The organism is Devosia sp. ZW T5_3 (assembly GCF_044987315.1).
Lineage (GTDB): Bacteria > Pseudomonadota > Alphaproteobacteria > Rhizobiales > Devosiaceae > Devosia.
Genome location: NZ_JBJDRE010000001.1, coordinates 336,768 through 358,090 on the forward strand (window position 1 = coordinate 336,768; position 21,323 = coordinate 358,090).

General features: G+C 60.8%; 19 protein-coding genes and 1 pseudogene. 15 read left to right on the forward strand and 5 right to left on the reverse strand.

Going from position 1 to position 21,323, the window contains the following annotated elements:
• Positions 1 to 647 precede the first annotated feature (647 nt).
• The 4 genes and pseudogenes from ACI3KW_RS01655 to ACI3KW_RS01670 all read left to right on the forward strand — a co-directional run bounded on the left by ACI3KW_RS01655 (position 648) and on the right by ACI3KW_RS01670 (position 4,601).
• Positions 648 to 2,429, forward strand: a complete 1,782-nt coding sequence (locus ACI3KW_RS01655; RefSeq protein WP_404846647.1) for a methyl-accepting chemotaxis protein — start codon at positions 648 to 650, stop codon at positions 2,427 to 2,429.
• A gap of 656 nt (positions 2,430 to 3,085) precedes the next feature.
• Positions 3,086 to 3,385 carry a hypothetical protein gene (locus ACI3KW_RS01660; protein WP_113121591.1) on the forward strand — a complete coding sequence of 100 codons (300 nt, stop codon included), beginning with the start codon at positions 3,086 to 3,088 and terminating at the stop codon, positions 3,383 to 3,385.
• Between the two features lie 50 nt (positions 3,386 to 3,435).
• Positions 3,436 to 3,699: pseudogene (locus ACI3KW_RS01665) on the forward strand (XRE family transcriptional regulator); the annotation flags it as partial.
• A 149-nt stretch (positions 3,700 to 3,848) separates the two neighbouring features.
• On the forward strand, positions 3,849 to 4,601 hold the full coding sequence (locus ACI3KW_RS01670) for a hypothetical protein (protein WP_404846648.1): 753 nt from the start codon (positions 3,849 to 3,851) through the stop codon (positions 4,599 to 4,601).
• A gap of 66 nt (positions 4,602 to 4,667) precedes the next feature.
• On the opposite strand, the gene ACI3KW_RS01675 is transcribed toward ACI3KW_RS01670, so the two are convergent.
• The 3 genes from ACI3KW_RS01675 to ACI3KW_RS01685 form a co-directional block, all read right to left on the reverse strand.
• A complete protein-coding gene (locus tag ACI3KW_RS01675; protein WP_404846649.1) occupies positions 4,668 to 5,543 on the reverse strand; it encodes an AraC family transcriptional regulator N-terminal domain-containing protein in 876 nt (291 codons plus the stop codon).
• 174 nt (positions 5,544 to 5,717) lie between these two features.
• Positions 5,718 to 6,461 carry an SDR family oxidoreductase gene (locus ACI3KW_RS01680; protein WP_113121589.1) on the reverse strand — a complete coding sequence of 248 codons (744 nt, stop codon included), beginning with the start codon at positions 6,459 to 6,461 and terminating at the stop codon, positions 5,718 to 5,720.
• A gap of 452 nt (positions 6,462 to 6,913) precedes the next feature.
• On the reverse strand, positions 6,914 to 7,915 hold the full coding sequence (locus ACI3KW_RS01685) for a LacI family DNA-binding transcriptional regulator (RefSeq protein WP_262165789.1): 1,002 nt from the start codon (positions 7,913 to 7,915) through the stop codon (positions 6,914 to 6,916).
• A gap of 150 nt (positions 7,916 to 8,065) precedes the next feature.
• On the opposite strand from ACI3KW_RS01685, the gene ACI3KW_RS01690 reads away from it, so the two are divergent.
• The 11 genes from ACI3KW_RS01690 to ACI3KW_RS01740 all read left to right on the forward strand — a co-directional run bounded on the left by ACI3KW_RS01690 (position 8,066) and on the right by ACI3KW_RS01740 (position 20,178).
• Positions 8,066 to 8,851, forward strand: a complete 786-nt coding sequence (locus ACI3KW_RS01690; RefSeq protein ID WP_404846650.1) for a glucosamine-6-phosphate deaminase — start codon at positions 8,066 to 8,068, stop codon at positions 8,849 to 8,851.
• A complete protein-coding gene (locus ACI3KW_RS01695; RefSeq protein WP_404846651.1) occupies positions 8,841 to 9,620 on the forward strand; it encodes a sugar isomerase domain-containing protein in 780 nt (259 codons plus the stop codon). Before ACI3KW_RS01690 ends, ACI3KW_RS01695 begins: the two co-directional genes overlap by 11 nt.
• Complete coding sequence (locus tag ACI3KW_RS01700; protein ID WP_404846652.1) at positions 9,617 to 10,768, forward strand: N-acetylglucosamine-6-phosphate deacetylase; 1,152 nt, start codon at positions 9,617 to 9,619, stop codon at positions 10,766 to 10,768. The genes ACI3KW_RS01695 and ACI3KW_RS01700 overlap by 4 nt, the downstream gene beginning before the upstream one ends.
• Complete coding sequence (locus tag ACI3KW_RS01705; protein ID WP_404846653.1) at positions 10,765 to 12,036, forward strand: neutral/alkaline non-lysosomal ceramidase N-terminal domain-containing protein; 1,272 nt, start codon at positions 10,765 to 10,767, stop codon at positions 12,034 to 12,036. The genes ACI3KW_RS01700 and ACI3KW_RS01705 overlap by 4 nt, the downstream gene beginning before the upstream one ends.
• Before the next feature lie 52 nt (positions 12,037 to 12,088).
• The gene (locus ACI3KW_RS01710) at positions 12,089 to 13,405 is read left to right on the forward strand and encodes an ABC transporter substrate-binding protein (RefSeq protein ID WP_404846654.1); all 1,317 of its coding nucleotides are present in this window, start codon (positions 12,089 to 12,091) and stop codon (positions 13,403 to 13,405) included.
• A gap of 69 nt (positions 13,406 to 13,474) precedes the next feature.
• The gene (locus tag ACI3KW_RS01715) at positions 13,475 to 14,362 is read left to right on the forward strand and encodes a carbohydrate ABC transporter permease (protein WP_240229474.1); all 888 of its coding nucleotides are present in this window, start codon (positions 13,475 to 13,477) and stop codon (positions 14,360 to 14,362) included.
• Entirely contained in the window at positions 14,359 to 15,225 is an 867-nt protein-coding gene (locus ACI3KW_RS01720; protein ID WP_404846655.1) for a carbohydrate ABC transporter permease, read from the forward strand. Before ACI3KW_RS01715 ends, ACI3KW_RS01720 begins: the two co-directional genes overlap by 4 nt.
• Positions 15,222 to 16,469 (forward strand): hypothetical protein, encoded by a 1,248-nt coding sequence (locus ACI3KW_RS01725; protein WP_404846656.1) that lies wholly within the window; start codon positions 15,222 to 15,224, stop codon positions 16,467 to 16,469. The genes ACI3KW_RS01720 and ACI3KW_RS01725 overlap by 4 nt, the downstream gene beginning before the upstream one ends.
• Positions 16,470 to 17,570 (forward strand): ABC transporter ATP-binding protein, encoded by a 1,101-nt coding sequence (locus ACI3KW_RS01730; RefSeq protein ID WP_262165825.1) that lies wholly within the window; start codon positions 16,470 to 16,472, stop codon positions 17,568 to 17,570.
• The gene (locus ACI3KW_RS01735; RefSeq protein WP_262165827.1) at positions 17,563 to 18,606 is read left to right on the forward strand and encodes a Gfo/Idh/MocA family protein; all 1,044 of its coding nucleotides are present in this window, start codon (positions 17,563 to 17,565) and stop codon (positions 18,604 to 18,606) included. The genes ACI3KW_RS01730 and ACI3KW_RS01735 overlap by 8 nt, the downstream gene beginning before the upstream one ends.
• 306 nt (positions 18,607 to 18,912) lie before the next feature.
• Positions 18,913 to 20,178, forward strand: coding sequence for a DUF763 domain-containing protein (locus tag ACI3KW_RS01740; RefSeq protein ID WP_404846657.1), 1,266 nt, complete (start codon positions 18,913 to 18,915; stop codon positions 20,176 to 20,178).
• A gap of 520 nt (positions 20,179 to 20,698) precedes the next feature.
• On the opposite strand, the gene ACI3KW_RS01745 is transcribed toward ACI3KW_RS01740, so the two are convergent.
• Both ACI3KW_RS01745 and ACI3KW_RS01750 read right to left on the reverse strand, forming a co-directional pair.
• Positions 20,699 to 21,025, reverse strand: a complete 327-nt coding sequence (locus ACI3KW_RS01745) for a hypothetical protein (protein ID WP_404846658.1) — start codon at positions 21,023 to 21,025, stop codon at positions 20,699 to 20,701.
• 17 nt (positions 21,026 to 21,042) lie between these two features.
• The gene (locus tag ACI3KW_RS01750; RefSeq protein ID WP_404846659.1) at positions 21,043 to 21,294 is read right to left on the reverse strand and encodes a hypothetical protein; all 252 of its coding nucleotides are present in this window, start codon (positions 21,292 to 21,294) and stop codon (positions 21,043 to 21,045) included.
• Between the last annotated feature and the right edge of the window lie 29 nt (positions 21,295 to 21,323).

The following is a 21,323-nucleotide window of genomic DNA, read 5'->3' on the forward strand; positions in this document are numbered from 1 at the left end:
AAGATGGGACGGACGTTCGGCCCGCCCCGAATTTCGGCTCTTCCACCGTTCATCAAGACAGGTACTGCGGAGCGTTTAATGTCCGCTTTCACGAACTACCATCGAAAAGCGGACAGGCCACATTTTCCACCATGCATCAGCGGTCGCGCGGGCAGGGGCGTCGGAAATCCTGGGACGGGAGGTGTCGCGCTGCGGGATCGGGGCACTGCGGGGCAGGGAGATGATCAATGGCCGGGCCGCGTAGGCCTACGCGGGGGCGCAGTGGCGCCAGGGCGGAAAAGGACCGCTGTCAGCCACAAGGACCCCCGCAGCGCCGCGGCATAGCCCCTGCGAAGAGACCAATGCGGCCATTGAACAAATCCAGGGCCGGGCCAGAGAACCCGATCGTGTTGTTGCGATCTTTACTCTGGCCGCGCCTGTACCATCGATGATGTCGCGGCGTTGCCTAGACTTATTATGGAGTTGCGAGTTTATTAAGCCTGTTGTGCTTGGATGTTCTAAGTTGAAATAGAGTATTCGACATGCGATTTGGAACCATTGTTGCCGCGGTCTGCGCTACGGTTCTGCTTACGGGCTCGGTCCTTATTGGATCGAGCTTTTTTGTGGGGCGGGCTTTTGAGGCTGCGCGAGACGAGTCGAGCACGCTGATGACCTCAATGCGCCAGCAGATGTTTGCCGACATGATGCACGACACCATGCGTGGCGTGGTCTATCGCTCGCTCTATGCGGCCAATGTCGGCGACAGCGCCATGAGCGCCGCGGCGACAGCCGAAATCGCCGAATACGGTGCCAGCTTTACAGATGCCATCGCGGCGCAGGACGCCCTGCAATTGCCTGCCGACATCAGGGCATCGCTGGACACCGTCGCGGCACCGCTCGAGGCCTATATCGGCACTGCGAACGCCATTGTCGCCCAAGCCGCGTCTGGTGAAGCGGACGCGGCAAAGGCGGCATTGCCCGATTTCGAGGCCAGCTTCTCGGTGCTCGAAGAGGCCATGGCAGGCGTTTCCGACACGATCGAGGCCGGCAATGTGCGCAACAATGCGCAGTCGGAGGCGGCAACTATGCTGTCGCGTGTGGCCAGCCTTGGTGGTCTGGCGGTCATCATCGCACTGGCGACCGCCATGCTGTTGCTCAGCCGCCGCTTCATCGTCATGCCAATGACGGTCATGACCACAAGCATGCAGGGGCTGGCCGATGGTCAGCTCGAAGTATCGGTGCCGGAGCGCCAACCCGTCAGCGAAATGGCGGCTATGGCTTCGACGCTGAGTGTCTTCCGCGATGCGCTCAGGAGCCGTGCCGAGCTGGCCGCCAATGCCGATGTATCGACGCGGTTGACAGCACGCCGCGCCGAACAGTCAGCTCAACTCAATCGTAGCCTCGCCGATGTCGTCGGCGCGGCCGCGACGGGGGATTTCTCTCGACGCGTTGAAACCGGCTTCGATGATGATGAACTGCGTGAGGTCGCCGGAGCAGTCAATGACCTAGTGAGCGTCGTCGACAATGGCCTGGCCGAGACCAGTAGTGTCTTGGGGGCCCTGGCGCATGCCGAACTCGACCAGCGGGTAACGGGCGACTATCGGGGCGCCTTTGGGCGGCTCAAGGACGATACCAATGCGGTTGCCGAACGATTGAGCGAGATCGTCATCCAGCTCCGCAGCACCTCGGCGGCCCTGAAGACAGCGACCGGCGAGATACTTGCTGGCGCCAATGATCTCAGCGAACGGACGACGCGGCAGGCGGCGACCATCGAGGAGACTTCCGCGGCGATGGAGCAGCTTGCATCCACCGTAGTCGACAGCGCCGGCAGGGCGGAAATCGCCAGTCACATGGCAGCAGGCGTTTCGCGCTCGGGCGAGGAGGGCGGCGCGGTGATGAATGCGGCAAGGACCGCCATGGAGCGCATCACGGAGTCGTCCAGCAAGATTTCCAACATTATAGGATTGATCGACGACATTGCTTTCCAGACCAATCTGCTGGCCCTCAATGCCTCCGTCGAAGCCGCGAGGGCCGGTGACGCCGGCAATGGCTTTGCGGTGGTGGCCGTGGAAGTGCGCCGACTGGCCCAATCAGCCGCCAACGCATCAGCCGATATCAAGAGCCTGATCGAGCAGAGCGTCGGCGAGGTGGCCGGTGGCTCCAAGCTGGTTTCCCAAGCCGCTGACAAGTTGGCCGACATGCTCAAAGCCATGATCGAGAACCACCAGGCGCTTGACGCAATCGCCAGGTCCAGTCGCGAACAGGCCTCGGCGATCGAAGAGGTCAATGTGGCGGTGCGCCAGATGGATGAAATGACCCAGCACAATGCCGCGCTGGTCGAGCAAACTAATGCGGCTATCGAGCAAACTGAGGCGCAAGCCAGAGATCTCGACCGGCTCGTTGCCGTATTCAAGCTGAACACGGTGGACGGTCTGCGCCGGGCTGCCTAGACACGCCAGGCCAGCGCGGCCGCGAGCAGCGCCGCGCTGTGCAGGTCCGTGGTGTCATGGACCGGGAGGTGCTGTGGCGCCATCGATAGCAGGCGATATCGGCGAAACCAGGATCACCGCCCCTGCACCGACCTAAATGCTCAGTTTTACGGCCTCAGTGAGCCATTTTTCTCTTGCTGAGTGAGATTGAAAATCTGGTGCGGCAATAGATTGCGGGAGTTTACCGCAGCGGAGCTGCAGAGAATCTGTGGTGAGATAGGCCGCTCGCCCGACTTGAGCGTTTCGGCGAGCAAACCCACTTCAGATATTCCTGTCGCAGTGACGAATATCGGTCCGCGGATTTCGAGCAGGCGTATTGGCTGGGCGTGGCGCGAGAGTGCCTCGGTAATCGAACTGAGGCACGGCTCGTGCTGATTATGGCACCGCCTGGCGTGGAAGCAGGATGTCGGTACGCAATTGGTTTTGCGGGACGTGGCGGGGGTCGTCGAGATAAGCCTCAAAGCCACCGGTGCATCGCGCCGCGCCTACAAAGGAGACGAATAGCGGTGGACCCATGGCTGCCATGGAGCTTCAGCTTGACTCTGCTTGCCCTGGCCCACTAAGTCACGACACGCGCCTAGCGTCCAAGGCGTAGACCCCCACAGCATAGGTGCCGAATGGACGAAAAATACGCAAACGCGCGTGAATACCTCTTCATTGCCATACGCTCGCTCGCCGCTTCGGCCGATTCTCTAGAGAGCAGGCTGATTTCAGCGACAGCAAGCATCGTTCAGATTACCATTGATCAGTTCGACGGCGATCCTGAACTGAAACTGCGGTTTGCCAGAATCCTGGACCACCTTGGGGTAGATCAAGATGATCTTGAAACTGTCGCCATCGAAACGGCTACGCACATTACCGAGATAGAGCGCATCAAGATTGCCGAATTGATCTGTGATCTTTTCTATGACCTTTAGGCCGCTGGCGGACTTTGTGGGTGAACAAGTTGCCACGGTGTTCGTATGTCGAGTCACAACTCGCGGAGATCGCAGGGTCAACGCGTGAGACGCTCTATCCACTAGAACGGCTGGGCGCGCCAAAAGCGCAAGATCGTCTGCGCCAAATGCTAAAGATTACCAGCCGCGCGACCAAAAAGGCGGGTGGTGACAAGCGGGCCATTGCTAGGTTTCGCGCTCAGCCGCTGCCGGCGTTGGCTGGGGGAACGGTAGAGGCTCTGGTCAAGGACGGCAAAGCAGCAACTCTCGACCATACGGCTCTGGGCCGCTTTGCGCGAGGCTTGCTGGAATCGCCATCGCTCTCACGATCCCCGCTGGTTGCTCAGGCCCACTTCGGGAGGGGGTTGTGATCCTCGGGGCTCAAGTTGAAGTCTTCGAGCCACGCGGCAGGTCGCTACGCGACCGGCTGTCTTGGAGCTAAGGCATGGCCATCCGAGCAGGAACTCGTGCGCTCTTTTTTCTGGCGATCGCCCTTTCAAGCGGACTCGGCTTGGGGCGGATAACCTTTGTCGGCCCCGATGTCGCCGGGCTGTCGGCTATAGGTGTGGCATTGGTTCTGATGGGAGTGTACGGACGTCTTGCCGCATCCAGGCCCGCTGACAGGCCCAGGCCCGGGGCAATTCCACACTCAGACTGGCCTATTCACCTCGCATCGGTGGCGACCGACCGTTTCGAAGTCTTTTCCGATCGACCGGAAGGCTATGTTGGTTACACCGACTACACCGCCATGAGTGTGGATGTGAATGACGACCTCGTGGCGCGTGAGCCGCGGGAACAATATGCCCTGCTGGGTTTCGGGAATGGCTTTCTCACAGGAATTCGGAGCAAACTTGTCGATGGTGAAAGCCGCGGTCAGGTCCGGTTCCATGTCGTCAATGCCTCCAGCAAGGACAAGGAGGCGATTGGTTGGCTGGCCTATCTCCAACAATCAGGTACGGACAATGCGGGGCCGTCCACGGAAAACCTTCATTCGGTCATCCAAGCGTACTCAAACCGGATCGTCTCGAACGGCCCCATCGTCGTAAAGTTTTGGGACAACGCGCCCAGAAACCAAAACGAAAGTCCAGACGACAGCGATGTCTCCTCCGAACTGTCAGAGGAATGGACACACATCTATCAAGTAGCGTTCGAGGAAGGGCGACGAACGGCGTCGGGCGCACTTATCGATCCAGTTTGATGGGGTCCGACGCCCCTTCCTCGTATGCCGTTTCAGCGCGGTGATGAAGCGGCCAAGCAGTCAGGCCTAGTGCCGGGCGGCGGCATCCTGGCTCGGAGCGGTACCAAACTGACGGCGATATTCACGGCTGAACTGTGAAGCGCTTTCGTATCCCACCTTGAAACCGACGCCCGTTACATCGTTGGGATGGCTTGCAAGCAGCAATCTGGCTTCCTGCAATCGGATCTGTTTTTGAAACTGGATCGGGCTCATCGCGGTCACCGCCTGGAAGTTGCGGTAAAAGGCCGAGGCACTCATCCCGACCAAATCCGCGACATCCTCCACTCTGAAGGATCGCGCATAGTGTTCGCGGATCCAGCGCACCGCGCGGGAAATATGGCTGAGATGGCTGTCAGCAAGACCCAGTTGCCGTATCGCGCTGCCCTGTTCTCCGACAATCAACCGCCAGAGGATTTCTCGTTTAATCAGAGGCGCCAGAACCGGGATGTCGCGCGGGCAATCGAGCAGGCGCAATAGGCGTAACACTGCATCCATCATGGCCATTGGCGCATCGCTGACCAGCATACTGGATGGTGGGGGACCGTAACCGCGCCGCACGCCCTCGGAACCCGCCTGTAGTAGCAGCTCGGCAACCATTATGGGATCAAGTGCAAAGCCAAACCCAAGCGCTGGATGATCAGGACTGGCGTCCAAAAACTGGCCTGTCACCGGCAGGTCGATGGAGGCAACTAGGTACTGACCGGGCCCGTACTCATACACCCTGTCCCCCAGGGCAATGCGCTTGGCGCCCTGCGCAACAAGGGCCATCACCGTGCCAGACATGGTTCGCTCGTGCGCCGATACATCATGTCGCGCGATCATGATTCCCGGAATAAGTGTGCTCATATCGGGGGCCGCGTGACGGTCGATCAGCGCCCGCAATTCCTCGAGGCGTTCGTTCATGGTCGGCTCCAAATGCATCAAATGAACTTACTGCATAAGCACGGCTGCGCTACAGATTTTGCTATTCATAGGAGAATTGTGCAAAGCTTCAGATCGGGTGCTTGCGAAAACGCTGAGCATCAAGACACTCGGATGGGCGCCGCCCAACCAAGTGTCTTCCGGCAAGGACTGGCGTTAGCTTGCCGCGGCCAGTGCGACGGCGTCCGGACCCGCAGGGAAGCGAAGTTGCCCCGAAAGGTCATTGGCCGCCGCCCATACAGCTTCGGCAACGTCCGTCTCTTTTGTGGTCAGAACGGGCTTGGCGAACGCCGCAAAGATTGGCTCGGCGAAGGACTGGTAGGCCGCGGGGATCAAATCCTCGATGCTCAGTTCCGTATTCTGCGAGAAGCGCGTTGTCGGCGCGTAACCAGGCTCAACAAGTTTGACACGAACGTTGAACGGCGCCAGTTCGTGCGCAAGCGAGCCGGTAAAGCCTTCAATGGCCATCTTGCTGGCCGTGTAAGCGGCAGCCAGGGGCATCGCCGCCAGTGTTACGCTCGAGGTTACATTGACCACGACGCCTGAATTCTGCTGGCGGAACAGCGGTACGATGGCTTGCGTCATGGCCATGACCCCGAAAGTATTGGTGTCAAATACCTTGCGGATATAGCTCATCGGAGTCGCCTCGAACGCTCCCACCACGCCGATGCCGGCATTGTTGACGAGAACATCAATGGGGCCGCTCGTTTCGAGTGCCGTCGCAATACTGCTTGGATCGGTGACATCCAGCGCCACAATGCGGAGCCGATCGGAACGAGGCAAAATGTCTTCGCGCAGTGTGCGCATAGTGGCGATGACATTCCAGCCCTGGGCGTGAAAGTGGCGGGCAGTTTCGAGGCCATAGCCCGATGAACAGCCAGTGATCATGACGGTCTTCATGGTATTTCCCTTTGTTCGGTGACGGCGATCTGCATGACCGCCTTGGGACCATCTAAGCACCCGCCCAACTTCGAGTGTTATCGTCATACTCCCACTTAGTTGCACGATCCTACCGCAGTTGGGAGATTTGGCTGTTGAAGGATGCCGCCTGGAGTGTAGCTAATCCGGCTTCCGGTCTGCCACCAGGGATGCGAGATCCAGCTGACCGGATGGTTGCCTACGCAATTTCGCGAGCCAATCTGGAGCGAAGAATAGGCGCTTTGCAGTCGCCGCGACGTTTTTAGAGCAACCAAAGCGCCTGAGGCGCGAGGCTGAGGAGCGACGCCAAACGCACTTGCAGCTGCCCTTTGGCGATCTTTCTGGACGCGGCCATGAACGGGCCAGCCGTTCATGAGCGGAGCGTCCACGACGTGGGACCATCTTCGCCTCAATGGCGTTGGAAGACGGCGCCGCTAACGCGGGATCACTGCCGGGCCCGTGGTTTTGCGGATCACCAAACTTGTGTTCAGAACATAGCGCACGTCGCGGATTGCCTGATTCTGAAGAATGTCCATGAGCAGGTTTAATGCCGCCTTGCCCGCTTCCACCGACCGGTTGGACACGGTGGTCAACGAAGGGTAGGTGGCGGCACCGAGCACGTCGTCGCAACCGACTACCGCGAAATTGGCGGGTACGGCGATTCCCTGGTCAGCGAGTTCAGCCAGCATGCCTTGGGCGGTGAGATCGTCGAAGGCGATCGCGGCGGTCGCTCCGGTGGCAAGGACACTGGCGGTGATTTTGCGACCGGATTCAAAAGCGGCGAATTCGTTGGAAATAACCGTTACTTCAAGCCCTAATTCCCTGGCCGAGCGCCGCACTGCGCCGCGTCGCTGCTTGTTGGACCATGAGCCATGCGGGCCGCCCACATAGACCAGTTTCCGGTGCCCCAGCTCGGCAAGGTGGGCCACCGCTTCAGCAACGCCGGTAGCGCTATCGATGAGGACGCGCGGTATGCCTTCCACGTCACGGTTGATGAGCACCAAAGGCCGGCGCGCTGCATGTTCGATGATCTGTGCGTCGCTCAGGCGCGAAGAAACCAGCACGAAGCCCTCCACCTGACCGGCGAAGCGGCCGATAAGCTTGTCTTCCTGCTGCGGATTTTCATCGGAATTGCCCAGGAACACGCAATAGTCGGAACGGTCGGCCTCCGATTGCGCGGCCCGGATGAGGGGCGGGAAGAATGGATTGGCGACATCGGGCACGATAAGGGCAATGTTGCCGTGTCGGCCCGTGCTGAGCGCGCGGGCCGTGTGATTGGGTACATAGCCCAATTGCTCAGCCGCCGCGAAGATCTTGCGCACGGTTTCCTGGCTTAGCATCTCCGGCCGGGTAAAGGCGCGAGACACGCTGGACTTGGTAACTCCGGCTGCGGCAGCGACCTGATTGATCGTGGGTCTGTTCTGGCGAGGCGTCATCGCAAGGGTCTCTGGCTTACCCTGAACGTCATGGCATGGTCAGGGGCCATAAGGATAGTCATATGCGCTTGACATGCAACCGGTTGCATTAAATAGTTGCCTGAAAGCCGGGTGCCTCATTCCATCAAGGCCCGGCGTGTGGAGGTTTTTTTGACGCTTGATGCTTCAACCCGGGCAAACACCACCCGCAAGGCTGGCCTGATGAGCGTTCAGTCCTTTGCCACCAGAGCGCTGATGGGCGAGGCCGCAGCCCGAGATATTGCCAATGCCCTGCGTGAGGCGCTGGCGCGTCAACAGAATGTGCGCATGGTTTTCGCTGCCGCACCCAGCCAGGCCCAGATGCTGGCCTCATTGTGCGCCGCCGAGGGTATCGACTGGACGCGCGTTCACGCTTTTCACATGGATGAATATATCGGTCTTGCTCCCGACGCGCCTGAGCGCTTCGCCAAATGGCTTGATAACAATCTGTTCGATCGCGTGCCGTTTGCCCAGGTACATCACATTGTTCCTGAGCCTGACGCCTCGGCCGCGGCGGCGCGATATGCACAATTATTGGCTGCGGCGCCGATCGACTTTGTTTGCCTGGGGATCGGGGTCAACGGGCACATCGCCTTCAACGATCCACCGGTTGCCGACTTTGCCGATCCTCTGGACGTCAAGGTGGTTACCCTTGATGAACAATGCCGCCAGCAACAGGTCGACGACGATTGTTTCGCCAATTTTGATGATGTTCCTGAACAGGCGATTACCCTTACCGTGCCGCGCCTGATACGCGCCGGTCGGCTTTTTTGCGTAGTGCCTGGTCAGTTGAAGCGGGACGCGGTGCGCGCGTCTCTTTATGGTCCGATCAGCACCGAGTGCCCGGCCAGCATCCTGCGCCAGCACCCCGATTGCAGCCTTTACCTTGATGCGGAGTCCGACCCCGATGGCCAATAATTCCGTGATCGATGCCGATGCCTTGTGCGCGGGCTATCTGTCGGATGTTACCGCCTTGATGCAGTCCATTCTGGTTGAGGAGCGCGATGCCCTCGATCGAGCCGCGGCACGGGTGGCCGACCAGGTGGAGGCCGATCGGCTGGTCTACGTTTACGGCCCGGGCGGACATTCCAATCTGGCGGCGCAGGAGATCTTTTTCCGTGCCGGCGGGCTGATGCATGTCAGCGCCATTCTGGACGAAGGCACGTTGCTGTCCAACGGCGCACTGCGTTCCATGGCCGTGGAGCGTACGCCGGGCTACGGCAAGGTCGTCATCGACGATCAGCGCCTCGGCGAGGGCGATCTGCTGCTTCTCACCAATGCTTATGGCATCAACGCAGCGCTGATCGACGCTGCCATAGCCGCGCGCGGGCGTGGAGCGTTCCTGATCGGCTTCAATTCACACGCCCATGCCAATGGGAGCGCACCAACCCACCCGGCGCGGCACCCGACCCGACAGAACCTGCACGATATCGTGGATATCGCGATCGACACCAAGGTGCCGATTGGCGATGCATTGGTGACTGTCGATGGCGTCGGCGAGAGCATTGCGGCGGTTTCCACTTTCGCCAACGCTTTTGCGCTCAACTGTCTGGTTATTCGTACCGTAGCCAAGCTGGCGGAGCGGGGCGTCGAACCGCCGATCTGGCGCAGTGGCAACGCGCCGGGCGGCGATGAAGCCAATGTCAGGTTCCTAGCGCGGTTCCGCGATCGGGTGCGCTGGCTGTGAGCAAAGCTGCCCGCATTGTTGGGCGCGATCCGGCAGACGGGCAGGGGATCGCCATAGCATGCAGTGAGGGACGCATCGTCTCCATGGGTCCCACCGCAGTCGACGACGCGACGCCGTTCCTGTCCGCCGGATTCGTCGATCTGCAAGTGAATGGCTACGCCGGGCACGATCTGAACGCCGGCGTACCGGGTTTGGAAGCGCTTGAGCAATTGGCGCGTCACCTGCTTGGGGCGGGTGTCACCTGCTTTGCGCCGACGCTTATCACCGCAAGTGAGCAATCCTTGTGCGAAGCCCTGAGCGCCATCGCTGCGGCTAGACGTGAAAGCCCCCTTCTGGCCGAGATGATCGCGTTCGTGCATGTCGAAGGACCTTCGCTCGACCCGGCAGATGGTCCGCGCGGTGCGCACCCGCTCGAGCATGTGCGCCCGCCGAGCATCGATGAATTCGCCCGATGGCAGAGCGCCGCCGAGGGCATGGTCGGGCTGGTGACTTTGTCGCCGCATTATGCGGAGGCGCGAGCCTATATCGAGGCACTGACCGCCCAAGGCGTGCTGGTGTCGATTGGCCATACTGGCGCCACGCCGGAGCAGATCACGGCAGCGGTGGACGCAGGGGCGAGCCTGTCGACCCATCTCGGCAATGGCGCTGCCAGCATGCTGCCGCGTCACCCCAACTTCATCTGGACGCAACTATCGGATGACCGACTGACGGCCAGTTTCATTGCTGACGGGCATCATTTACCCGCATCAACGCTCAAGGCCATGCTGCGGGCCAAGACATTGGACAAATCGATACTGGTTTCTGACGCAGCCGCTTTGGGTGGGCAGCAGCCCGGGCGCTATCGAAGCGCCATTGGCGGGGACGTGGATGTGTCTGCGGATGGGCGGCTCAGCGTTGCCGATACGCCTTATCTGGCGGGGGCAGGGCATTTGCTGGACCGCAATATCGCCTACGCCATCAAGGTGGGGGAAATTTCCTTGGCGCAGGCGTTGAATTTGGCGACCGGCAATCCGGGACGTTTCGTGGGCGGCAGGGGTGTGCTCGCTCCGGGTCAGCGCGCCGATATCACGCTGTTTTCCTGGGCGCCGGGCGACGAAAAATTGACGATTAAAGACGTTTTCCTGGGCGGCGAGAGGGTTTCGGCATGATCCGTGCGGGGGCGGCGAGTGTCGACATAACGCCAGCAGCGGGGCTGCATCTGGCGGGCTTTGCGGCGCGGACCATGCCGGCGACGGGCACGCATGACCCGCTGACGGCGCGGGCAATCGTAGTCGAAGACACGGCCATAGTGGTCCTCGACGTGATCGGCTTGCACGAGGATATGGCGGCCCGGATCCGCCAGCGCAGTCCCCTGCCGGATGACAGGATCATCGTGGCGGCCACCCATACCCATGGTGCGCCGGTATCCATGAAGGGGCGACTGGGCCGGACCAGCGATCCTGCATTCCTGCAGCAGATCGAGGACGGTGCTGTCGAGGCGCTGCGACTGGCCTATGCGAACAGGCGATCCGCGACAATTGCCGTGGGCATGGGCGGAGATCCCGCCGTAGCCTGGAACCGGCGGCACGTTGATGGTCCCTTGGACCGATCCGTGCCGATGATCCGCATTCGCGATGCAGACGGGCGCTACATTGCAGTGATGGCGTCCTATGCCTGCCACCCCGTGGTGCTGGCCGCAGACAATCTTCTTATGACAGCCGACTATCCATTCTATGTTCGCCAGGCGCTGGAGACCGCGCATCCCGGGGCAGTTGCGCTGTTTCTCACCGGCTGCGCCGGCGATGCCAATACCGGCCACACGGCCCAGGCATCCTGGACTCTGGCGGCCAACAGCGCCCGCACCTTTGCCACAGCGCAGCGTCTGGGGGAGCGCATCGCCGCAGCGGCAATTGAAGCTGGCGAGCAAGCCGCGACCGAAATCGTCGGTGCCGCGCATCGTGAGTTGGAACTGGCATTGACGCGCCTCGAAGCAGCGCCCCTGCCGGACCTGGCTGCGCGTTGGCGCCTCGAACAACAAACGGCCGAACCGGTACGGGCCACTCTGCTCGGGCACTGGATCGAGTGGGCCGAACGCAATCGCGATGTGGTGCCAGGTAGCTGGCGCGCCCGGGTCAGCCTGCTCGACTGGGGCGGCATTCCCATCGTGGCCCTGCCAGGGGAAATCTTCAGCGAGACGGGTCTGTCGGTGCGCAGCGCCTGTGGGGGGCGGCCGGCATTCGTGCTCGCCTACGCCGAGGGCACGCCCGGCTACATCCCACCGCGCAGCGAGTTTGCGTTCGGCGGCTATGAGGTGGATGAGGCCCATCGTTTCATCGGCATGCCAGGTACTTTTGCCCCCGGTTCAGCCGAGGCGCTGGCGGAGGCCGCGCATTCGCTGCTTCGTGAACGCCACTTGACAGCGCAACCGGTTGCATAACAAACTCTCGTCATCGCCTGTGTAGGGAACGAGCGAAACAAGGGGAACTTTCATGACAAGCGTATCGAAGCTACGCCGCCATTTGCCGGCGAGTGCACTCCGGCTAGCACTGCTCGGGTCAGTGATGGGCTTTGCCGCAGTCGCTGCGGCGCCCGCCGTCAGCGCCCAGGAAATCCGCGTCTGGAGCGGCTATCCGGAATTGGCGCCGTTCTATGAGCATGTCGCCGAAGGCATGAAGGCACAACACCCCGATCTCAGCGTCAAGGTGGAAGCCATCGCGCTGCGCGAGCACGAAAAGCGCCTGGCGCTGGGACTGACATCGGGCGAGGCCGCTGAGGTCATCGAGCTCGGCACCTCCACTGCAACGCGCTATCTGGAGAATGGGCTGTTCAACGCCGCTCCCGACGATATTGCGGCTTTCGTGCAGGATTCCGCCAATTTCAACGACTTCTTCCGCGACTCCGCCAGCTATGACGGCACCGTCTATGGACTGCCGCTCTTCCGTGGTCAGAGCGCCCTCTACTACAACACCGAAATGTTCGAGGCGGCCGGTCTGACCGAACCACCGACCGACATGGCTGACTACACGAAATACGCCGAGGCGCTGACCCAACGGGACGCCAATGGTGCCCCCACCGTGTCCGGCTGGAGCCTGCGTCTGTCCGGCGGTGGTCAGGGCATTGCCGAAAAGTTCTGGATCAATATGTTCCAGTACGGCGAGAGCCTGGTCGAGCAGGATGCCGCGGGTAAGTGGAAGGCTGACTTTGCCAACGAGCAAGGCCGCGCGGCGCTCAAGCAGTATCTGGAGAATGTTCATACGCTCAAGACCGTAACGATCGAAATGCCGGCCGATGCCGAGGCATTCGAGCGTGAGCAGACCGCGATGTTCATCCGTGAATCCTGGGTCATCGGCGATATCGCTGCCAAGGCACCGGACCTCTCCTATGCCACGGCCACGCTGCCGCGCGGCTCGATCGTGGCGCCTGTATCGCTGTGGATCAGCGGCGAGGGCGCGGAGGCGGAAGCCGCATGGGCCTTTGCACAGGCCGCCAACGAGCCCGACAACCTGCTGTGGCTTCTGGACAATGTGGGCTGGCTGCCGAACCGTTCCGGCCTGGACTACAGCGCGATCCTCAAGGCCAAGCCGGCTTTGGCGGCGTTCGTAGATTATCCGGACACCTACGAGTTCTTCTCATTGCCCAATATCGGTCCGGTGGAAGAGATCCTCACCCGGACCGCAGCACGGCTGACCGAGGCATTCGCCAATCCCGCTCTGGCGACCGATGATGCGGCGATCGACGCCGTGCTGGTCGCCATGCAAGACGAGATCAACACCCTGCTGCAACGTGAAGGGCTACTGGCGGAATAAACCAGAGCTCCATGTGCCAACCTGCTTGGGATGGCCTCGGCCTCCCAGGCTCCATCAGCGGAGAATGCAATGCTGCGGCGCAAGAGATGGCTCTTTGCGATCCTCGCCATCCTGCCCACGCTGGCGCTCTTTGCCTGGCTGCGCATGTATCCCATTTTTGAGACCCTGCGGCTGAGCCTGCACAAATGGGACATTCTCTCCAAGAACAAGCCCTTCATCGGTCTGGCCAATTTCCAGGAGCTGATGAGCGACCGCCTGTTTCACGAAGCACTGCTGAACACCACCATCATTGCCTTCGGCGTGCTGATCATCACCATCCCCACCGCGATGGTACTGGCGGCGATGATCCACTACCGTACGCGTTCGCGGGCATCGGGCTTTTACGAGACGGCTATCTTCCTGCCGCATGTGGTGTCGCTGGTGCCCGCAGCCATGGCCTGGAAATGGATTTTCGACGCCCGGCTTGGGCCGCTGAACGCCGTGCTGACCTTTTTCGGTTTCGAGCCTCAGGCCTGGCTGTTTGATCCAACCCTTTCGGTGATCAGCGTCATCGTGCTGTGTTCGTGGCAGGCGCTCGGTTATGCAGTGTTGATCTATCTCGTGGGCTTCAAGAGCCTGCCGGTATCCCTGTTCGAGGCCGCCAAGCTGGATGGCGCATCAGGTCCACAATCATTCTGGTTCCTGTCCATGCCGATGCTCAAGCCCATCACGCTATACGTGTCGGTGGTGACCCTGGTGTCCGGGTTCAACGTCTATGCCCAGGCCTTCGTGCTGGCCTCGGACGCACAGGGCGCGCCGGGTCGGCAGGTGCGCGTGCTGGTGCTCGACATGCTGGAAAACAGCTTCCGCAATTACCGCGTCGGCTATGCCGCGTCCGAGGCGGTGGTCCTCCTCGTTATCGTGCTGGTGCTGACGCTCATCCAGTTCTCCCTGTTGCGGGAAAGGGGGCGCGCATGAGTGCCAATCCTTCGACCCAAAGTGGCAAGCGCCGTCGCATGCGCAAGTTGCTCGTCGATCGCAGCATCGACCTCATATTGCTGGTGTTCAGCCTGCTGATGCTGCTCCCGTTGGTGTTTCTTGTCTCCAATGGCTTCAAGACGCCCCAAGAAATGCTCGCCTGGCCGCCCACCATTATTCCGGCCAACCCCACGATCGACAATTTCGCGGCCGTCCTGCAGGACACCCCGCTATTGCGCTGGATCTTCAACAGCATCCTGTTCGCGGTGCTGTCGACCCTGGCGATCCTGGCGACCTCCTCTATCGCCGGGTACATCCTCGCCAAGTTCCGCTATCGCTCGCTCAACGTGATCTTCGCCCTGGTGCTGGCGACCGCCATCGTGCCGTTCGAAGTCTACATGATCCCGCTCTATTTCCAGGCCCAAAGCTTGGGCATCCTCAACAGCATCTGGGGATTGCTGCTCGGCTATCTGGTCATGAGTTTTGGCATCTTTCTGATCCGGCAGAACGTCATCCATTCCATTCCCGACGAACTGCTGGAAGCCGCGCGCATCGACGGTGCGGGTGAGCTCTGGATATTCTTCCGCATCGTCTTGCCGCTGCTGCGCGGTGCCCTCGGGGCGCTTGGCGTGTTGGCGTTCTTCCAGGCCTGGACCGCCTTTGCCTGGCCGATGATCGTCGCCACCAATCGCGAGGCCTATACGATCGAGGTGGGGCTGGCCCTGTTCCAGACCGGGTTCACCGTCGATCTGGGCCGCCTCAGCGCCGCATCGGCACTGGTGCTCATTCCCTCGATCAGCCTCTTCGTCATCCTGCGCCGCAACTTCGTTCAGGGCGTCGCCAGTACCGGGCTCAAGGAATGAGCGATCCGGCAAGCTTCATCGGCCAGGCAGCGCAGACTTATGCCGATACCAATGCGGCAAGCCTGCGCTGGCTGCTGGCCCGGCCCTTGCTGGGCCCGGGCTTTCTGAACAGCAAGCAGAACAGCATCACCCTGGCTGACTATGGCCCGGACGATGGTCTGCGCGGCCCTCAGTTCACTTATGGCTGGATTCAGGGCCGGGGCCTCGAAGCACTGGTGACGCATGCCGCGTTCTTCGCGGCGTCTGACCCCCAATTGGCCGCGTCCATCGATGCGGCAGCACGACCGCTCTACGGCATTCTGCAACAGCTCTGGTCAGCGCATGGCCATGCCTATTTCTGTTACGACGCCAACCTCGAGTCGGTTGTCGCCGGACCAGATGGCGCCACTGCGCCGCAGGCCCGGCCGGCAGAAATCTACACCTATTCCGATATCTTCGTTCTCAAGGGCCTGATTTCTGCCGCAGCCCGCTATGACAGGCCGAGCCTTGATCACTACCTGGCCCAGCTTCCCGCGCTCATCGACGCCATTGAAGGCGGGCGGTTCCAGATGGACGAGCGGCAGGCGATCTCGGCCGACACTGCCGGCAACCAGCCCGCCGATTTCGGCCCGCGCATGATCCTGCTCGGCGCCGCCGGCATGCTCAAGCGCATCAGCCGGCCCGACACTGCCCGCTTTGCCGATCGCTTCATCGCCCACGTCCTTGAGCACTATCTCGATCCCGCTTCGGGCCTGTTGCGCAACGTACCTGGATCGGATGCCTGCAATGTTGGGCACGGCATCGAATTTGTCGGCTTTGCCCTCGACCATCTGCCCCCCGATGCCAATCCGGCCCTGATCGAACACCTGCAGGCTATTCTCATCGCCTCATTCAAGGCCGGCTTCCATGGACCGGGCGTGGCACTCACGGTTTCTGTCGCGACAGGTGAGCCGACCAGTCGCTACTGCCCGTGGTGGTCACTGCCCGAAACCATCCGCAGTGCCGCCTTGTGCCATGAGCGCACCGGCAACGCGCTCGTGCTCGATATCTGGCGCACGGCGCATGCGGCATTTTTCGATACCTATTGGCGCGGCGAGCCGGCAATCGCCTATCAAACGATGACAGGGGAGGGCCCCGTCGACTTCGTTCCGGCCACCCCCGACCTTGACCCCGGCTACCACACCGGCCTCAGCCTTCTGGCGGCCGTGGAAGCAGCCGCTCGCATGGGCGCGAACAGGGCCCCCAAAACCAGCACAGGTGCATAAATGGCTGCCGTAGAAATCACCAACGTAGCCAAGTCCTTTGGCCCCACGGACATCATCCGCAACATCAATGTCGAAGTGCCTGATGGCGCCTTCGTGGTGTTGGTGGGTCCCTCGGGCTGCGGAAAATCGACCCTGCTGCGCATGATTGCGGGGCTCGAAGACATCGACAAGGGCGAAATTTCCATCGGCGGTCGGGTCATCAACGACGTCGAGCCCAAGCACCGTGACATCGCCATGGTGTTCCAGAATTATGCACTCTATCCGCACATGACCATCGCCGAGAATATGGGCTTCTCGCTACGCTTGGCTAAGCAGTCCAAGGCCGAAATCAACCAACGGGTCGGCGAGGCTGCGCGCATTCTGGGCCTCACTGATTATCTCCAGCGCTTCCCCAAGCAATTGTCCGGTGGCCAGCGCCAGCGCGTTGCCATGGGTCGCGCGATCGTGCGCCAGCCACAGGTGTTCCTGTTCGATGAACCCCTATCCAATCTCGATGCCAAGCTGCGGGTGCAGATGCGCGGCGAGCTCAAGGACATGCATGCTCGCTTCAAGACCACGACCATCTATGTGACCCACGACCAGATCGAAGCCATGACCATGGCGGACCTGATCGTGGTCATGCGCGACGGCGTCGTGGAGCAGATCGGCACGCCGCTCGATCTCTACGACTTCCCGGCCAATATGTTCGTGGCCAGCTTCATCGGGTCGCCCGCCATGAATTTCCTCAAAGGCACCGTCCGCCAGCACCAGGGCCAGCAGATCTTCGAAACCGGCAGCGGCTTCCGTCTGCCCGTCCAGGCTGCTGCGGGAGCGCCTGAAGGCCTGACGGCAACACTGGGCATTCGGCCGGAACATCTGACGCTATCAAACCCCGGAGAGGGGATTGGCGGCAGGATCACCACCATCGAACCGACGGGTTCGGAGACCTTTGTCGTGGTGCAATTGGGGGAGGACCGGATTTCGGCTTTGCTCCGCCAGCGGCTGACCGCGAGCGTTGGTGATGAATTGTGGCTGGCGCCACAACCAGATACGACACATTTATTCGACAGCGCCACCACCAGGCGATTGGCCAGCACTGGCACGGTAACCGGCCGTGGCTGAAAAACTCGGCATTGGCATCATTGGCCTGGGCATGGCGTCCCTGCCGCATGCACGCGCGCTATTGGCGCTACGCGATCGGATCGAAGCCCTCCACGCCTTCAGCCCTTCGCGCGAACGTCGCGACGCCTTCGCTGCGGCGCATGGTCTTCCAACAACGGACACGATTGAAGCGATTTTCAACGATCGGCGTGTCGATGCCGTGCTGGTCCTGACCCCGCCCAATACGCATCTCGAAATCGTGCAAATGGCCGCTGCAGCCGGCAAGCATGTGCTGCTGGAAAAACCGATCGAGGTCAGCGTCGATCGAGCCGAGCAATTGGTGGATGTTGCCGATGCGGCGGGAATCATCCTTGGCATGGTGCTTCAAAACCGGTTCAGGCCCGCTGCCCTGAAACTCAAGACCATCATTGAACAGGACCGCCTCGGACAATTGGTCCAGGTGAGTGCCCGTACAAACTACTGGCGTCCTCAGAGCTATTATGACGAGCCCGGGCGCGGCACCTTGGCACGCGACGGCGGTGGCGTCCTGCTAACTCAGGCCATCCATAACCTTGACCTGATGGTCTCGCTCGTCGGCATGCCTGAAACGGTAACAGGCTTTGTTTCCACCAGCCCGGTCCACATCATGGAGGGAGAAGATGTGGCAGCGGCGACAATGCGTTTTCCCAATGGCGCCCTGGGCAGCATCACCGCCACCACCTGCGCCTTTCCTGGGCAGGCAGATGCCATAGAAATCACTGGAGTCGCAGGAAGCGCCACACTGGCGGGAACACACCTCACAGTACGGTCGCATGATGGCTCCAACATCGATTTTGAAGGCGCTGATGCTGGTTCCGGATCGGGGGCCGATCCAATGGAATTTTCCAGCCAGGCTCATCAAGCCCTAATTGAGGATTTTGCGGACGCGGTCGCCCGGTGCCGGAAACCGGTGGCCTGCGGGCGCGATGTCTTGGCGGTTCACAATCTGATCGCCGCGATAATCGAGTCCCACGGCCTTCCGATCCAGCTCAAGCATGGTTTGTCGCCACGATCCTGACTATTGCGTCGCTGGCGCAAAATCGACGGCGATTGAAAAAACCGCGTTAGGTAAGATAGCGCGAGCGCGCCATAGGTTCGGGCGATACGTTTTGTTAGTCGTAACGATTTCCGCCCGTCGCTAGCCAGACCGACAACACACGGGTGTCGGGACAGTAGCTACTCTTCTCGATCAGGTGGATGGCATGGCGGTACCCGCGGATTTCCAATTCTTCACCTCTGGAAAAGTTGGCGGCTCACGGAGATCTTGCCCTTTCGTTTATGCTTTGTTCTATGGTAGGCTGGGCGGCATAATGCGAGGATAATAGTGACCAGTCGTTCCGGCAGTGCCGATCTTCCGCTTCATGGTGGCCGCGTGCCGCGCTGGCTGAGCGAGCGCATGGCCAAACTCGGAGCGTTGATCTGCGAGGCCGTCGTCATCGAATACGGACGCGACGAGTTGTTGCAGCGACTGGCTCATCCCTTCTGGTTCCAGTCGTTTGGTGCCGTGATGGGGATGGACTGGCATTCGTCAGGCATCACCACAAGCGTCATCGGTGCCTTGAAACGCGGGCTGGGACCGCTGGAAAAGGAGCTCGGCCTTCATGTCTGTGGTGGTCGGGGCAAACATTCACGTAACACGCCCAGCGAGTTGATGGCGGTCGGTGACCGGGTAGGTTTCGACGGCGCCGCGCTGGCGACAGCAAGCCGACTGGTCGCCAAGGTGGATAGCGCCGCGGTCCAGGACGGTTTCGATCTCTACCTGCACGGCTTCATCGTGGCTGACGACGGCAAGTGGGTGGTAGTGCAACAGGGTATGAAGGGCGATGCAGGCTATGCCCGCCGATACCACTGGACCTCGCAGGGCCTGGGCAGTTTTGTCGAGCATCCGCACGCTGCCATCGAGGGCAAGGCCCAAGGACAGATCATCAATCTGACCGACAAGCGCGCCGATAGGGCACGGGCGGGCAGCGTTGATTTGCTGACCTCGCTGGGCCCCGATGCAATCGTCCGCGAGGTCGGTCGCTTGCGGAGTAGTGCGAAACCGGTCGACGATGAGCCGCTGCTGCCGCACCTGGTGATGCCGGAGCACCATGACATAAGGCCACCCGACGTCCTGCTGCGGCGCCTGCACGGAAGCCTCGCCGCGGCGGCCGATCGCGGGCCGACGGATTTTGCCCAACTGCTGCTGGTGCCCGGCGTTGGGGCTCGCACGGTGGAGTCGCTGGCGATGGTCGCCGAGGTCGTTCACGGCGCGCAGCATCGTTTTTCCGATCCTGCCCGCTTCGCCATGGCACATGGCGGCAAGGACGGGCATCCTTTTCCGGTTCCGCTAACCGTCTATGACCAGACCATCCAAGTACTGAAGAATGCCGTCGGCCGATCGCGCCTCGGCCAGGACGAGCAACTCGCCGCTCTCAAGCGCCTGGACGCGCAGGCCCGGACATTGGAAAGCACGGCTCGCGGTCCGTCGCTCAAATCCTATATTACCAAAGAACGGGCGCGCGCCCGTCAGTTTGGCGGACGCACCGTGTTCGACGACGTTCAACCTGCTAGCCACCCGACCAGAGGGGTATCAGGTACACCTAACTAACGGTCTCTGAGGTTGCACAAGTTCTGAGGAGCCTCGATAAACCGACCTCCAAAAGTGAGAACCAGCTTGGCGCGGTGGCGACACCTCGTTTAGGCGCAGGGCCGCGATTTCTTTGCGATTATCTGCCCCCATTTCATAAATAGGTCGCCAACGATGTTCGCCCCTGGCCTACGGGGGGCGGGTCGGTCGACTACGACGGCTGCCGAAATTCGCGAAGCCTTAGTGGCACTGGGCGAATTGGAACACATAATGGTAACTCGACAGGTCACTTCTTCGCAGCAAACCGCCGCTAAGTCCCACGCAGTCAGACCAGGGTGGCAATAGTGGGGTTTGTCATGACCTTGGTCAGATCGATCATCTTCGCACTTGCCACCTCGCTTTCGCGCTGAAATCTCATCGCGATAGAACGATAGTCAGACCTGCATTGTCCCGGCGAGGTTATCGTATCTCTTTTTCAGTTGCTCTATGCTGAGCTTCTTCGAACTTGGTCATCCAACAGGCGCGCCCCGTCTTCCTAACTTTACTTATTGTCGGCGTGCTCCAGCACATCAGCCATAATGGGGCGCCAGTTATCGCCTAAGGCTTTAAACCGGGCGACAGTTGCAGGCGTCACGCTTAGCGTGACGGTTTCCCGATCCGCCTTTCCGGGCCGCCCGCTGTCATTCTTTGTCCAAGGTGAAAGGCCATGTGCCAGGGCGCCGCACGCCAGAGCGACATACAGTGGGATATTTGCCTTACCATCCTCGTAGCGCTGGGGAGTATTTCGCCCAAGGCCCAGCGCGTCGCAAGCCTGCTTTCGGTTGAACCCCACATGCTCGCGCCAGGCCTTAAAATCTTCCTTGGTCATGGGAACCACCTGAGTATTCAATTTGCGCTGTCTCCGCTCATGTCGCGATCATAGGGCGTTGTGGATCGAGCATTGATCAACACGTCGACAGCATAGGCTTTGTTAGGAAACCGTGTCGCGATGGCAGCCAGGATATCCTGACCTTCATCGAGCTGGCGATACAGACCATCGCTGTCGCCCTCGGCCGTTCCGGCCACCACCTTTGCCCATTGCTTTAGCAGCACGCGATAGTTGGCAATAAACAAGTCCGCCTCGCGCTCTGTCGTCATAGTCGATTTTCTCCTTACGCACCGTTCTA

Excerpts from the sequence above, each read along its gene's own strand:
- ACI3KW_RS01725 (WP_404846656.1), top strand. The coding sequence starts at position 15,222 with ATGAGCGATCCGGCAAGCTTCATCGGCCAGGCAGCGCAGACTTATGCC.
- ACI3KW_RS01670 (WP_404846648.1), top strand. The coding sequence starts at position 3,849 with ATGGCCATCCGAGCAGGAACTCGTGCGCTCTTTTTTCTGGCGATCGCC.
- ACI3KW_RS01695 (WP_404846651.1), top strand. The coding sequence starts at position 8,841 with ATGGCCAATAATTCCGTGATCGATGCCGATGCCTTGTGCGCGGGCTAT.
- ACI3KW_RS01685 (WP_262165789.1), bottom strand. The coding sequence starts at position 7,915 with ATGACGCCTCGCCAGAACAGACCCACGATCAATCAGGTCGCTGCCGCA.
- ACI3KW_RS01680 (WP_113121589.1), bottom strand. The coding sequence starts at position 6,461 with ATGAAGACCGTCATGATCACTGGCTGTTCATCGGGCTATGGCCTCGAA.
- ACI3KW_RS01745 (WP_404846658.1), bottom strand. The coding sequence starts at position 21,025 with ATGACCAAGGAAGATTTTAAGGCCTGGCGCGAGCATGTGGGGTTCAAC.
- ACI3KW_RS01655 (WP_404846647.1), top strand. The coding sequence starts at position 648 with ATGACCTCAATGCGCCAGCAGATGTTTGCCGACATGATGCACGACACC.
- ACI3KW_RS01730 (WP_262165825.1), top strand. The coding sequence starts at position 16,470 with ATGGCTGCCGTAGAAATCACCAACGTAGCCAAGTCCTTTGGCCCCACG.
- ACI3KW_RS01720 (WP_404846655.1), top strand. The coding sequence starts at position 14,359 with ATGAGTGCCAATCCTTCGACCCAAAGTGGCAAGCGCCGTCGCATGCGC.
- ACI3KW_RS01660 (WP_113121591.1), top strand. The coding sequence starts at position 3,086 with ATGGACGAAAAATACGCAAACGCGCGTGAATACCTCTTCATTGCCATA.
- ACI3KW_RS01710 (WP_404846654.1), top strand. The coding sequence starts at position 12,089 with ATGACAAGCGTATCGAAGCTACGCCGCCATTTGCCGGCGAGTGCACTC.
- ACI3KW_RS01750 (WP_404846659.1), bottom strand. The coding sequence starts at position 21,294 with ATGACGACAGAGCGCGAGGCGGACTTGTTTATTGCCAACTATCGCGTG.
- ACI3KW_RS01715 (WP_240229474.1), top strand. The coding sequence starts at position 13,475 with ATGCTGCGGCGCAAGAGATGGCTCTTTGCGATCCTCGCCATCCTGCCC.
- ACI3KW_RS01675 (WP_404846649.1), bottom strand. The coding sequence starts at position 5,543 with ATGAACGAACGCCTCGAGGAATTGCGGGCGCTGATCGACCGTCACGCG.
- ACI3KW_RS01705 (WP_404846653.1), top strand. The coding sequence starts at position 10,765 with ATGATCCGTGCGGGGGCGGCGAGTGTCGACATAACGCCAGCAGCGGGG.